The organism is Paenibacillus sp. V4I9, assembly GCF_030817295.1.
GTDB lineage: Bacteria > Bacillota > Bacilli > Paenibacillales > NBRC-103111 > Paenibacillus_E.
The window spans coordinates 2,542,069-2,555,316 of the sequence record NZ_JAUSZE010000001.1; the positions used below are offsets into that span (position 1 = coordinate 2,542,069).

At 43.8% G+C, this 13,248-nt stretch carries 17 protein-coding genes; all 17 read left to right on the forward strand.

The window, feature by feature from the left end; all coding sequences use genetic code 11:
* The first annotated feature begins 129 nt into the window (after positions 1-129).
* The 17 genes from rsgA to QFZ81_RS11615 all read left to right on the forward strand — a co-directional run bounded on the left by rsgA (position 130) and on the right by QFZ81_RS11615 (position 13,240).
* Positions 130-1,191, forward strand: a complete 1,062-nt coding sequence (rsgA, locus tag QFZ81_RS11535; protein ID WP_307444327.1) for a ribosome small subunit-dependent GTPase A — start codon at positions 130-132, stop codon at positions 1,189-1,191.
* A 93-nt stretch (positions 1,192-1,284) separates the two neighbouring features.
* Complete coding sequence (locus QFZ81_RS11540; RefSeq protein ID WP_307444326.1) at positions 1,285-1,593, forward strand: hypothetical protein; 309 nt, start codon at positions 1,285-1,287, stop codon at positions 1,591-1,593.
* Positions 1,594-1,755: 162 nt separating this feature from the next.
* Positions 1,756-2,106 (forward strand): histidine triad nucleotide-binding protein, encoded by a 351-nt coding sequence (locus QFZ81_RS11545; protein ID WP_307444325.1) that lies wholly within the window; start codon positions 1,756-1,758, stop codon positions 2,104-2,106.
* A 114-nt stretch (positions 2,107-2,220) separates the two neighbouring features.
* Positions 2,221-2,394 carry a 30S ribosomal protein S21 gene (gene rpsU, locus QFZ81_RS11550; protein WP_029195880.1) on the forward strand — a complete coding sequence of 58 codons (174 nt, stop codon included), beginning with the start codon at positions 2,221-2,223 and terminating at the stop codon, positions 2,392-2,394.
* An 8-nt stretch (positions 2,395-2,402) separates the two neighbouring features.
* Complete coding sequence (locus QFZ81_RS11555; RefSeq protein ID WP_307444324.1) at positions 2,403-2,846, forward strand: GatB/YqeY domain-containing protein; 444 nt, start codon at positions 2,403-2,405, stop codon at positions 2,844-2,846.
* Between the two features lie 286 nt (positions 2,847-3,132).
* Positions 3,133-3,801, forward strand: a complete 669-nt coding sequence (locus tag QFZ81_RS11560) for an NfeD family protein (protein ID WP_307444323.1) — start codon at positions 3,133-3,135, stop codon at positions 3,799-3,801.
* Positions 3,802-3,980: 179 nt separating this feature from the next.
* Positions 3,981-4,970, forward strand: coding sequence for a flotillin-like protein FloA (gene floA / locus QFZ81_RS11565; protein ID WP_216625510.1), 990 nt, complete (start codon positions 3,981-3,983; stop codon positions 4,968-4,970).
* A gap of 21 nt (positions 4,971-4,991) precedes the next feature.
* On the forward strand, positions 4,992-5,453 hold the full coding sequence (locus QFZ81_RS11570; RefSeq protein WP_307602826.1) for a hypothetical protein: 462 nt from the start codon (positions 4,992-4,994) through the stop codon (positions 5,451-5,453).
* A gap of 156 nt (positions 5,454-5,609) precedes the next feature.
* Positions 5,610-5,888, forward strand: coding sequence for a sporulation protein YqfC (gene yqfC / locus QFZ81_RS11575; protein WP_047672305.1), 279 nt, complete (start codon positions 5,610-5,612; stop codon positions 5,886-5,888).
* 42 nt (positions 5,889-5,930) lie between these two features.
* Entirely contained in the window at positions 5,931-7,124 is a 1,194-nt protein-coding gene (yqfD, locus tag QFZ81_RS11580; protein ID WP_307602828.1) for a sporulation protein YqfD, read from the forward strand.
* 6 nt (positions 7,125-7,130) lie between these two features.
* Positions 7,131-8,096, forward strand: a complete 966-nt coding sequence (locus tag QFZ81_RS11585) for a PhoH family protein (protein WP_307444316.1) — start codon at positions 7,131-7,133, stop codon at positions 8,094-8,096.
* 37 nt (positions 8,097-8,133) lie between these two features.
* On the forward strand, positions 8,134-10,365 hold the full coding sequence (locus QFZ81_RS11590; RefSeq protein WP_483874663.1) for an HD family phosphohydrolase: 2,232 nt from the start codon (positions 8,134-8,136) through the stop codon (positions 10,363-10,365).
* A 42-nt stretch (positions 10,366-10,407) separates the two neighbouring features.
* Positions 10,408-10,935: an rRNA maturation RNase YbeY gene (gene ybeY, locus QFZ81_RS11595; protein ID WP_307449891.1), complete on the forward strand. Its 528-nt coding sequence runs from the start codon at positions 10,408-10,410 to the stop codon at positions 10,933-10,935.
* Positions 10,935-11,639: a diacylglycerol kinase gene (locus QFZ81_RS11600; protein ID WP_307444315.1), complete on the forward strand. Its 705-nt coding sequence runs from the start codon at positions 10,935-10,937 to the stop codon at positions 11,637-11,639. The genes ybeY and QFZ81_RS11600 overlap by 1 nt, the downstream gene beginning before the upstream one ends.
* 32 nt (positions 11,640-11,671) lie before the next feature.
* Positions 11,672-12,085 carry a cytidine deaminase gene (gene cdd, locus QFZ81_RS11605; protein WP_307444314.1) on the forward strand — a complete coding sequence of 138 codons (414 nt, stop codon included), beginning with the start codon at positions 11,672-11,674 and terminating at the stop codon, positions 12,083-12,085.
* Positions 12,086-12,091: 6 nt separating this feature from the next.
* Positions 12,092-12,991, forward strand: a complete 900-nt coding sequence (gene era / locus QFZ81_RS11610) for a GTPase Era (RefSeq protein ID WP_057303091.1) — start codon at positions 12,092-12,094, stop codon at positions 12,989-12,991.
* A gap of 96 nt (positions 12,992-13,087) precedes the next feature.
* Positions 13,088-13,240, forward strand: coding sequence for a YqzL family protein (locus QFZ81_RS11615; protein ID WP_082562144.1), 153 nt, complete (start codon positions 13,088-13,090; stop codon positions 13,238-13,240).
* The last annotated feature ends 8 nt before the right edge of the window (positions 13,241-13,248 follow it).

A 13,248-nucleotide genomic window follows, 5' to 3' on the forward strand; every position in this document is an offset into this window, starting at 1 on the left:
CATTTTAATTGACCATGCGTATGAAATTTGAAGAAGGAAAAAACAATCTTAATTATTGTTTCCCGTGTGATGTCGATACCAGCGGTCTATACTTCAGAATAGAACCACATGAGAGGATGAAATAAACACTTGAAAAATGAAGATTTAGGATGGAATTCCTTTTTTGAAAAAGCATTCGAACCTTACCTAAATGAGGGATATCAGGTTGGACGGGTGTCCTTGGAACATAAACATATGTATCGCGTTCAAACGGAAGTTGGGGAAGCCCTAGCCGAGGTGTCTGGTAAAATGCGGCATCTTGCTCTGGGTCGTGAAGACTATCCTGCTGTAGGCGACTGGGTCGTCCTTTCCATAAGAGGAGAAGAACAGCGAGCAACAATCCATGCTGTATTACCACGCAAAAGTAAGTTTTCCCGTAAAGTAGCTGGTCAAGTCACCGAAGAACAAATTGTTGCCACGAATGTAGATACAGTGTTTCTGTTCACAGCACTTAATCTAGATTTTAATGTACGCCGTATTGAACGTTATATGGTATTAGCTTGGGAGAGCGGAGCAAATCCGGTTATTGTTTTAAGTAAAGCAGATTTATGCGAAGATCCGGAAGCACTGGCTGCAGAGGTCGCGGCTGTTGCGGTGGGTGTGCCCATCCATATAATTAGCTCAGCAGAAAATCGCGGACTAGATGAGCTTGCTGCTTATATTTCTCCAGGCCAAACAGTCGCGCTTCTTGGCTCGTCCGGTGTTGGCAAATCTACTTTGGTGAACCGCATCTATGGGCAGGATATTTTGGACACAGGGGATATTCGTTCTGGGGATGACAAAGGGAAGCATACCACGACTCACCGCGAGCTCATCTCGCTGCCTGGAGGAGGCATATTGATTGATACGCCAGGTATGCGTGAACTCCAACTGTGGGATGTTTCGGAGGGGTTAAGCACGTCATTTCAAGATATCGAAGAGTTTGCAGGAATGTGCTTTTTTCAGGATTGTAAGCATCAAAATGAACCGAAATGCGCTGTTAGACAAGCGTTAGATGAAGGGACTTTGGCGGTTGAACGATTTAATAACTACTTAAAATTACAAAAGGAGCTCGCTTATTTGGCGCGCAAAGAAGATAAAGGGCTTCAAGCAGCCGAGAAAGCAAAGTGGAAAAAGATTCATCAGGCTCATAAGAACCAGCATAACCGTTAAATTTTTTCGTGGTGAGATAAGCCCAAATATGTTCACGGAGTAGCCTTTTGCCTATAGCTGAATATGCTGTTGGTAAAAAGGAGGCATAAGCCTATGAATCATCAAGAAGTTCATGCCATTTGTAAGAAGCATATGTATCGTTATGTGAGTGTAACTATGACTAGTGGTGCGGTTTATGACGGTATTGTGGAAGATGTGGATGATGACAATGTATACCTAGCCGTTCCGATTGGTGGTATGGATCATGATCAAATGAGAGCTTTCTTACCTTACGCTCATCCGTACCCATACTACGGCTATCCGTACCCATATCCGGGATATGGCTATCCAAGACGGCGCTTTGTAAGACAAATCCTACCTCTAGCTGGATTACTAGCTTTATCCTTACTTCCATATTATTAATAAAATGAAACCCATTCAATCTAGAAACATCTTATAGTCCATGAGGTGTTTCTTTTTTTTGCAATTATTCCAATTAAAATTGTAGATTGGATTGGATTTTTTAGGTCTTTTCCGATAAAATTAAAAATAGTAATTTCACGAAAGTGGGGGACAAGCCGAACAATGAGTGATTGTATTTTCTGTAAAATAATTGCGGGGGAACTCCCCTCTAAGAAAGTGTATGAGGACGAACAGATTGTTGCTTTCCATGATATTCAGCCAGCTTCTCCCATTCATGTCCTTATCATTCCTAAGAAGCATATTGCTTCACTAGCGGATGCGGGAGAAGAGGATTGGAACATGATCGGGAAAATTCAGCGTGTGGCTGCACAAATTGCTAGAGAACTAGAAGTAGAAGAATCAGGTTATCGGGTTATAACGAATATTGGAGCTAACGCGGGGCAAATTGTTCACCATCTTCATTATCATCTTATGGCTGGGGCTCGATTATCGCCTTTAGGAGTACACAATTAAGCTTCCTTTTACGAAACGTAAGGTTTGCGATTGACACCCTAATTACTATGACCTATAATGAGATTTGATGAACCGTTTTGTCTTAGATGGTCTGTTCGGAGGGAGGGAAAACTGTTGTCAGAAACTCGAGTTCGTAAGAACGAAACTATAGATGCTGCACTTCGTCGCTTTAAGCGTTCCATCGCTAAGGATGGCATTCTTGCAGAAGTTAAAAAACGTAAACATTATGACAAGCCTAGCGTTAAGCGTAAGCTTAAATCTGAGGCTGCTCGTAAGAGAAAGTTCTAGGAGGCAACATGAGCTTAAGCGATCGATTGAACGAAGATATGAAGCAAGCGATGAAGAGTCAGGACAAGTTCAAACTCTCCGTAATTCGAATGGTAAGATCTACCATCAAGAATTCAGAGATTGATCTGAAAAGAGCCTTAGATGACAATGAAGTGCTTGACGTTCTAACTCGTGAAATCAAACAGCGTAAGGATTCCCTCCATGAATTTACGAAGGCCGGCAGAGATGATTTGGCCGAGAGCCTGAAGGCAGAACTTGTTATTCTAGCTGAGTACATGCCGCAACAGCTTTCTGAGGAAGAAGTGAAAGCCATTGTACAGCAGACCATCCAGCAAATTGGTGCTTCTTCCAAAGCGGATATGGGCAAAGTGATGACAGCATTGATGCCTCAGGTCAAAGGACGCGCTGATGGTAAACTTATCAATCAGTTAGTTCAACAATTATTAGGTTAATACTAAATATGTTTGACAAGACCGAGTGGGCCAAGTCCTCTCGGTCTTTTGTTTTCACATAAGAAAGTTTAAGTTTTCGGATCCCGAAAACCGCTTTCTTATTGGCGATAAAACCTAATATAGGGATCTTTGGTCGTAGACCAAAGTCTCACCTCGCTAAACGCGGTCGCGCATCCCTGAATGGCCTCGATAGAGGTTTTCTCATTCTCTTGGGCAAAAACGAAACAGTTTGTGTGTTGGAACGTACATATTAGTGATAAGGAAGATTCAGGGAAAGGAGTGAAAGATGATGTTTGTAGAAAACTTATCTGCCTTTCTGACTCATCCCGTAACAGCGACGGTATTATTAGTGGTTGGGATCATTGGAATTGCGTTGGAGCTGCTTTTTTTCAGTGGTGGATTACTCGCCTTGGCGGGGGTATCTGGTTTTGCACTCTATTTTCTTGGGTTTTATTTAGCTGGTTTTGCTGGTTTCGGTGACTTGGCTGTCTTCGGAATCGGGTTAATTCTTCTTATCCTAGAATTGGTCGTTCCAAGTTTTGGGATTCTAAGTGTGTTGGGCGCCATATGCCTCTTTGGCGGGGTTCTGATGGCATCTTCAGATCCCACACAAGCAGCGATAATGCTGGGTATCGCCTTGTTGTTAGCAATCGTTGCGATCTCCTTCGCGATCAAAACCTTTAGGCACCGTGGTATTTGGAACCGTTTTATTCTAAAGGAGCAACTAACGACGAACAAAGGATTTACATCCAGCCCTGATCGATCCTATTTGATTGGAATGACGGGAGAAGCCATTACTCCGCTGCGCCCGGCAGGGACTGCAATCATTCAGGGGGAGCGCGTGGATGTGGTGACGAATGGCAGCTTTATTGCCACAGGAAGGAATGTAGTTGTTGTGGAAGTAGAAGGAGTTCGTGTTGTAGTACGAGAGAATGATACCACTAACGCGCAGTGACTTTGAGCTAAGATCCCAAAGCGGAGAGACTTTGAGTTACACTCAAAGATCCCAGAGCGGAGAGATTTTGAGTTACACTCAAAGATCCCAGAGCGGAGAGATTTTGAGTTACACTCAAAGATCCCAGAGCGGAGAGATTTTGAGTTACACTCAAAGATCCCTATATTAGGAGGAAAAAAATGAATATAGAACCAGGATTATATTTGGTTTTGGTAGCGGCCATTGTTATTATTGCACTTTCGGTATTACTGAGTATTGTGCCTGTCATGCTTTGGATTTCAGCACTTGCTTCTGGAGTAAGAATTAGCATTATTACTTTAATTGCTATGAGGCTTCGCCGCGTGACCCCGAGTAGGATCGTCAATCCGATGATTAAGGCTACTAAAGCGGGTATTGATCTAAGTGTCAATCAGCTGGAAAGCCACTTTCTTGCAGGCGGTAACGTTGATCGGGTTGTCAATGCTTTAATTGCAGCTCACCGCGCGAAGATTCACTTGGAGTTTGAGCGTGCAGCAGCTATCGATCTTGCAGGTCGGGATGTCTTGTTAGCTGTACAAATGAGTGTAAATCCACGTGTCATTGAAACACCTAATGTATCTGCAGTAGCGAAGAACGGAATTGAAGTAAAGGTTATAGCCAGGGTTACTGTTCGAGCCAACATTGACCGGCTTGTTGGGGGAGCGGGCGAGGAAACGATTATCGCTCGTGTAGGTGAGGGGATTGTCACTACAGTTGGTTCCAGTGACTCTCATAAAGATGTGCTGGAGAATCCGGATTTGATCTCTCGAACGGTTCTGGGTAAAGGGTTAGATGCCGGAACGGCTTTTGAAATATTATCGATTGATATCGCGGATGTGGATGTAGGTAAAAACATTGGCGCCCATTTACAAACAGAGCAGGCAGAAGCCGATAAGCGAATCGCTCAGGCTAAAGCTGAGGAAAGACGTGCGATGGCCGTTGCTGCGGAGCAAGAAATGAAAGCCAGAGTTGTAGAAATGCGCGCGAAGGTTGTCGAATCGGAGTCACAGGTGCCACTTGCAATGGCTGAAGCACTTCGAAATGGTAAACTAGGTGTCATGGACTATATGAATCTTAAAAATATCGATGCAGATACACAAATGCGTTCTTCACTTGGCAAAATAAATGATGGTAAGAGTGAGAAAGAATAGTAGTCTTGAAGAGGTGATCAGATGGAACAGCTCATTGGAATTTTGTTGAAGAACTGGTATCTGGTTATTATAGCATTCGCCTTTTTTTATCAAATTCGAAGTAAGGGCCGGCGAGCGAATCAGGGAACTAAGGCGAGGCCGGGAATGCCTTCCTTTGGCGATGCTCCTAATGGCGCTACACGACCAGTAGAAGCGAAGAAATCAGACCAAAAGGGGTTTGGATCGACTTTGCAATTGGGACACGTGAAAGACGAGTATGGTCGTTCTAACAAAGCTAAGGCGGTCTCGACTATGCCCACTCAGAAAGAATCTCCATTCGGCTCGCCTACGCAGGTTATTAATGAAAACTCGTCTGTTTACGCAGATGTAATCTCTACACCGAGTCCTTTTCCTGATCAACCGAGCCAAGATCAGCTCCTGCAAGGAATTATGTGGGCTGAAATTCTCGGCCCGCCTAGGTCGAAGAAACCATATCGCAGATAATAGTAGGTAAGAACGCCCTCTCGATTGATCGAGAGGGCGTTCTTTGCTTTGCAGGTTTTTAAAACATAAAACTGGCGCTCTCCGCATAATTTGGTAGAAAGTCTCTGCGCTTTTTCTGTATTTATGATCATCTAGTTAGAGGGGGTACTCCCAGCTATGCGTCGCTTGACCCGCAAATGGAACCAGTTCACGGCCAAAATCCTTGATCTTCCTCAGGATGTGGTACAGGACTTGCCGCGAATTACGATGATCGGCAACGTACAGCTTTATGTAGAGAATCATCGGGGTGTACTTCATTTTTCAAGTGAAAACTTGAAGCTCGAATTAACGAAAGGAACGCTAGAAGTGTTCGGAAAGCAGTTAGTTATTCGAGCTATTCTTTCAGAAGAAGTGTTTATTGAAGGCTTGATCGATAATGTGAAATATGAACCATAGATGAAGTATAGAAAGTATGGACTGAGAACAGGAGGCTGAGTCATGAAACAATCCCTTTTCATTGCTCGTTTGCGAGGTTATGTACGCATTCAAATACGAGGTGAAGGTTGTGAAAGATTAATTAATCCCATGATGGAGAAGGGCTTCTCCATATGGGATATTCAAGCTGGAGATAAGGGGAAGATTGAGCTTTTTATCCTGATCAAAGATTTTTTCAGACTTCGACCGCTCCTGAAACGGACAGGCTGCCGAGTGCATGTTACGGAAAGGCACGGGCTGCCTTTTTTTATGGACAGACTGGGCCGTAGAAAGGTTTTTTTTGCAGGAATGGCTGCTTTCATCATAGGTCTTTATTTATTGACTTCGCTCGTATGGCAAGTTAGTGTGGAAGGAAATGATCGTATCTCTGAGTCGAAAATTTTGCAAGCTGCTTCCAAACAGGGCATACATACGTTTCAATGGAAGTTTAAGTTGAAGAAAGCGGAGGATTTATCGCGCGAAATTCAAGGAATGCTGCCGCAAGCCGCTTGGGTTGGGGTCGAAATTCGCGGTACACATATCACAATCAAGGTTGTTGAAGCGACCATTCCTGATAAGGGACCGCTTATGAATCCTAGGAATTTGGTTGCTGCCAAAAACGCGCTCGTTACCGAGATTTTATCAGATAAAGGCAAACCCATGGTGAAGCCGAATACGTATGTGCGAAAAGGGGACGTGCTTATCTCGGGAACCATTGGCGATGAACAAAATAGCCAAGTCGTGGTTGCAAGTGGTAAAGTAAAGGGCATCGTTTGGTATACCTCCCGAATAGAAACTCCGCTTACGAAAACATATAGAGTATATTCAGGTGAAGCTATGGCTCGCAACTATTTAGTTTTTGGGACAAGAGCACTGCAAGTAAGCGGTTATGGTAAGCAGAAATTCGAACATTTCGAAACGATTCCAGAGCGAAAAACGCTGGCTTGGCGGTCTTTTTCACTTCCCCTCGGTTGGCTTCATGAAAAGGTGATGGAGGTTCAAATTGTAGAGGAACCTATTGATCCAGCGAATGCTAAAAAGGCGGGCTTAGAGCAGGCTAAAGCTAAATTACTTGGAACCGAAGGAGCAGATGCTAGAATTGTCGGCGAAAAAATTTTGCATGAAAAAACAGAGAATGGTAAAATTTATATAGACGTGCATTTTGAAGTCGAAGAAAATATCGCCGAAGAACAACCAATTGTGATACGAGGAGAATGAGGCCTGTTGGTAGAATACGCGCAATCTGTGAAAATAACATTGAAAAATCCGGTTGAGGGTCTAGCCTTGTTCGGACCGCAGGATAAATTTCTGCATGTCATCGAAAGGGAGATTCCTGCACAAATCTATACGCGTGAAGCCGAAATAACGATACAAGGGGCTGCTGCGGAAGTGAACTCACTTCAGCAGCTTTTTGAGGTTCTCCTACAGCTCATCCGTAATAATTATACGTTGACAGAGCGGGATGTTTTGTATGCGGTTGAACTTGCGAAGCAGATGAAAACCGACCAATTACTTGATTTGTTCAAAGGTGAAATTACAACAACACATAAGGGTAAGCCTATACGTGTCAAAACGATCGGACAACGGAAGTATGTCGAGACGATTAAGAAGAAAGATATCGTCTTCGGAATTGGACCCGCAGGAACAGGTAAAACCTATTTAGCTGTTGTGCTAGCCGTGACGAGGCTTAAAGAAGGGGCCGTCAAAAGGATTGTATTAACGCGCCCTGCTGTTGAGGCTGGGGAAAGTCTGGGCTTTCTGCCGGGGGACTTGCAGGAAAAAGTTGACCCCTATTTACGCCCATTGTATGATGCTCTTAATGATGTCCTTGGACCTGAGCAGGTAGCCAAGTCATTAGAACGAGGACTTATTGAGATTGCGCCACTGGCTTATATGCGTGGTAGAACGTTGGATGATTCTTTCATCATTCTGGATGAGGCGCAAAATACAACGCCTGAACAAATGAAAATGTTTCTGACAAGACTTGGTTTCGGTTCCAAAATGGTGATTACCGGGGACGTTACGCAAATTGATTTGCCGCGCGGCAAATCGTCCGGTCTCGTAGAAGCAAATCGCATTCTCCGTGATATCGAGGAACTTGGCTTTATTTATTTTGATGAGCAGGATGTGGTTCGACATTCACTTGTTCAGAAAATCATTGTTGCTTACAATGCTGAAAATGATAAGTAACTGAGCAGGGTTGTTAGGTAGAGAGGAATGACCTTCCGTGAAGAAAAATGAAGTGCAAATGAAAGGCAAATTTCATTACCAGCTGAACGGATGGAAATACAGTACAGGTATACGGGTACTGTTGTTTCTCTTGCTGGCGTTAATTTTTTATATGTCCCTTTACGTTAAGCTTGTGCCTCAAGTTTATGATATTGTTTTAGGAACTACGAGTGAAAAAACCATTTATGCTCCTAGACAAATTGAAAACGCAATTGCTACTGAACAAGCGAAAGAAGACGCTGCTAAGCACGTCCAACCCGTTTATCGAATTGTAAATCTCAAAAATGATACGATTATTGATGTTATTTATGATAAATTATTGCAAATCAATGCGGATGAAGAAGTGAAATTCGATGACAAAGTCAGCATTTATCGTCGAGCAATTCCACAGCTAATCAGCGATATGCAGAATCAGTCTATTAAATCACTTCGTATCAGCGGTCAATATAACGAGTTATTGCTTGAACAGATCCAGCAGGGGCTTGCCGAACAGAATTACCCGCTGCCGGAGGAAACTTATTTTAAGCTTCCAAGGCTGACCAAGGATGATTTAGCGGCCATGCGTCCTGTGACGAAAGACATCATTTACAAATTGATGAATGATCAAATCTTGGATGCGCAGACGGCCCGAGCTAAAGTTGCTGAGCTTGTAAATACATCGAACCTGACGAAAAATACATCCCGTGAAATGGTTACCGAAATCGCAAGAGCCCTCATAACGCCGAATAAATTTTTTGATCAAAAGGGCACCGAGGATGCAAAAGGACAAGCTAGAGAGAGCGTGAAACCGGTATACATCAATAAGAACGATGTTCTCGTTAAGGTTGGGGATGTCATAACGGAAGAGATATACGCTAGGCTGGATAAACTAGAGCTTTTGAAGGACAAAGCGAATTATTTGCCACAATTAGGGCTCAGTATTCTTTCGGCTCTCTTGTCATTCGCTATTTATATGTTTGTCCGACAAAGCACATTACCGATCAAATACAATAATTCTCAGCTCGTGATGCTCATTCTTATATTTCTTATCAATGTTATGGGAATGAAACTGATCTCTCTCGTGCAAAATTTAGATTATCCTTATATTGGTTATCTGGCTCCGACTGCGTTAGGAAGCATCCTGATTGCCATTTTACTGGATGCTCCGCTAGCGTTCATTGCATCGGTCTTATTCTCCTTAATGGCTAGTATTATCTTTAACACGGAGCATGTGTTGCTTTTTGACTACCGTTTCGGATTAGTTAGCTTAGCTATTTGTTTTAGTGCCGTGTTTACGATTCAAAGGGCAAGCCAACGGGCTACCATTCTGAAAGCTGGTCTCATGATTGCCTTCTTCTCCATGTTAACGATTACATCGATGCTGTTGATGGAAGATCATTTCCAGAAGAGAGAAGCCCTTCTGTCGCTTTCTTTCGCGGCTGCAGGCGGATTATTAACGGTTGTGTTCGTTATTGGGCTGCTGCCCTTTTTCGAGGTCGCATTCGGTATTCTATCTCCGCTGAAATTGGTGGAGCTCTCAAATCCGAATCATCCTTTACTGCGCAAGCTGCTTACGGAGACACCGGGGACCTATCATCACAGTGTCATGGTGGGGAATTTGTCGGAGGCCGCGGCTGAATCCATCGGAGCCGACGGGCTGCTGTGCCGAGTTGGTTCTTATTATCATGATATTGGCAAAACAAAGCGCCCAAGCTACTTTATTGAAAATCAAACGAATATTGAGAATCCGCATGATCGAATTGATCCGAATTTAAGTAAGTCCATCATCATAGCGCATCCTCGTGATGGCGTTGAAATGCTTAAGGATTTCAAAATGCCTAAGCCGATAAGAGACATTGCTGAACAGCATCATGGGACGACTCTGCTGCACTTTTTCTATCTTAAAGCGGTGAAACAAGCCGAAGAAGACGGCAGTGAGAAAGAAATCCGCGAAGAGGATTTTCGTTACCCAGGTCCCAAAGCGCAATCCAAAGAAGCAGCAATTGTAGGGATTGCGGATAGTGTGGAAGCAGCTGTTCGATCACTGCGTAATCCGACGCTTGAACAAATCGATTCAATGGTGCACAAAATTATTAAGTCCCGTTTGGACGACGGACAATTTAATGAGTGTGATCTCACGCTCAAAGAACTCGATAAGATTGCCAAAACATTAAACGAAACCTTGTTAGGGATCTTTCACTCAAGGATCGAATATCCAAGTGAGCTTGCTCCAAAGAAGTCAGGGGCTTGATGATATCTACGACAAATTAAAGGAGGGCACATAATGGCAAGTATGGATTTAACGTTAGAGTGGAGCAGTGAGCAAGAAGTGAAAGAAATCACGACTGCATTTATTGAAAAGCTTGAAGAGCTGCTGCGCTTAGCAGGCGAGCTTGAAGGCGTTACGGAGGGGGAAGTTGCCCTTACATTCGTAGACGATGAAGCGATTCAAGATCTTAATAAACAGTACCGTGACTTAGATAAACCGACCGATGTTCTCTCGTTTGCAATGAGCGAGTTCGGAGAGGATGAAATTCGTATCAACTACGAGGATGAGGGTGAAGACGACCTAGATGATCTTCAAGACGGTGAGACGGTGTCTGAAGGGTTCATTGAGCCTTTAGGCGATATTATCATTTCGGTTCCCCGTGCCATCGCTCAGGCCGAAGATTATGGACATTCCGTTGAGCGTGAGCTCGGATTTCTATTCGTTCATGGATTCCTGCACTTGATCGGCTATGATCACCAAAGTGAAGAGGAAGAGAAGAGAATGTTTGCTAAGCAGGAGGACATTTTGCAGAAGGCAGGTTTGACACGCTAATGTCGGACGGCTTCAGTAAATGGCGCAGGAGCTTCCGGTATGCCTATGAAGGAATCAAATATGCTTTAGATACGCAGCGTAATATGAAATTCCATTTTTGCGTTGCTTTTCTTGTTTTATTGGCAGCGCTACTTATCCATTTACCCAAAACGGACATTCTGTTTATTCTGCTGGCGGTAACTCTAATGATTGTTACTGAGCTCATCAATACGGCTGTGGAGAAAACAGTGGATCTGGCTATGCCAGAGCGCCATCCGTTAGCCAAAATTGCGAAGGACGTCGCCGCGGCGTCCGTATTGGTGTCCGCAGGTTTCGCAGTGATTGTAGGCATGATTGTATTCTATGAGCCTATCGATCACTTGCTGCGAAATTCAAGAATGCATGATACTCCGGTATCCGCGGGAACGATATGGATCCTTATTGCCCTTGTTGTTTTGACAGTTATCGTGATTGAAACACGTTTCTCAGATAAAGGGAAATTGGTGCGCCCTAGCTTGTTGACGGCTATTTCCTTCGCAATTGCGACTGTCATTACGATTTTCGTCTCGCAAACGATAGTTGCACTGCTTGCATACACGCTCTCTGCACTTATTTTTATTATGCTGTACGACAAAAGAAAGAGACCATTTCCAGCACTAATTCTTGGAGCACTCATTGGTATCATGGTCACAATCCTCGCTTTTTCCTGCCTTAACATGCTATAACGTTAATATAAAATGAAAGTAGGTTGATGGCTATGAATCAACAAGAACTCATTCAACACGCGAAAGAAGCGATGAAAAGAGCCTATACGCCTTATTCGAATTTTCAAGTGGGTGCGGCGCTTCTGGATGCGAACGGTCATGTACATTATGGCTGTAATGTAGAAAATGCCGCGTACGGACCGACCAACTGCGCTGAGCGAACTGCGTTATTTCGTGCAATCGCGGATGGTCATAAGGCAGGTTCCTTTCAAGCTATAGCGGTTATGGGAGACACAGAAGGTCCAATTTCGCCATGCGGCGTTTGCCGCCAGGTATTGGTGGAATTATGTGAACCGAAAATGCCAGTTTACCTTGGGAATCTTAAAGGGGATTTTGCAGAAACAACCGTATCTGCCCTATTACCGGGCGCTTTCACAACGAAAGATTTGCATGTAAATGGAGGATAACTAGAAGTGGCTAAAAAAGAATTTAAATCAGGCTTTGTCGCTATCATCGGACGTCCAAACGTTGGGAAATCAACGCTGATGAACCAAATCATCGGGCAAAAAATTGCTATCATGTCAGATAAGCCTCAGACAACAAGAAACAAAATTCATGGGGTTTATACATCCAACAACGGCCAAATTGTTTTCCTGGATACGCCAGGTATTCATAAACCGACTTCCAAATTAGGCGATTACATGAGTAAAGTGGCGCATGGGACGCTTGGGGAAGTAGATGCGGTGCTGTTTTTGGTTGATGTTGCCGAAGGGATTGGCGGCGGTGACCGCTATATTATCGAGCAGCTAAAGCATGTTGAAACACCCGTCATTCTGGTGTTAAACAAAATTGACCTTGTTCAGCCTGAAGCGCTGCTGGCGATTATTACAAATTACAAAGATTTGTATAACTTTGCTGAAATCGTGCCGGTTTCTGCGCTCAAGGGTAACAATGTAACAACACTGTTGGAACAAATTGTTCGCTATTTGCCGGAAGGTCCGCAGTACTACCCAGCCGACCAAATTACAGATCACCCGGAACAATTCGTATGTGCTGAACTCGTACGTGAGAAAATCTTACATTTAACACGGGAAGAAATTCCACATTCCATTGCCGTCCAGATTGAAGACATGCGTGTCGAGCCCAATGGTGTAGTCCATATTTCTGCAGTTATATTTGTTGAGCGAGATTCGCAAAAAGGTATCGTCATTGGTAAACAAGGAAGTTTACTCAAAGAAATTGGAAGGCAGGCTCGCCGTGATATCGAGACGCTGCTTGGTTCCAAAACTTTCTTGGAACTGTGGGTTAAAGTGAAAAAAGACTGGAGAAATCAAGACAGAGTTCTACGTGATCTTGGCTTCCGTCACGACTAACAGGTTTTTCCCTAACAGTTCCAGTTTTTATTTCGCATAGAGAAGCTTCCTCTGCGCATCCTAAGAACATCACGTTCAATGGGGAGGATGCTGAACATGAAAGATTTTTCGTGGACGTATTTTTCAAAGACCGGTGATGTAGATGCCTATCTGCTGTACAAACAAGTTTCCGGAGAACCGGGTATGGACACTGATGTACAGGAAGAGGATCAAAGTAACGAAGAGCCGCTCGAAGGTCTGAATATGTAAATTCATAT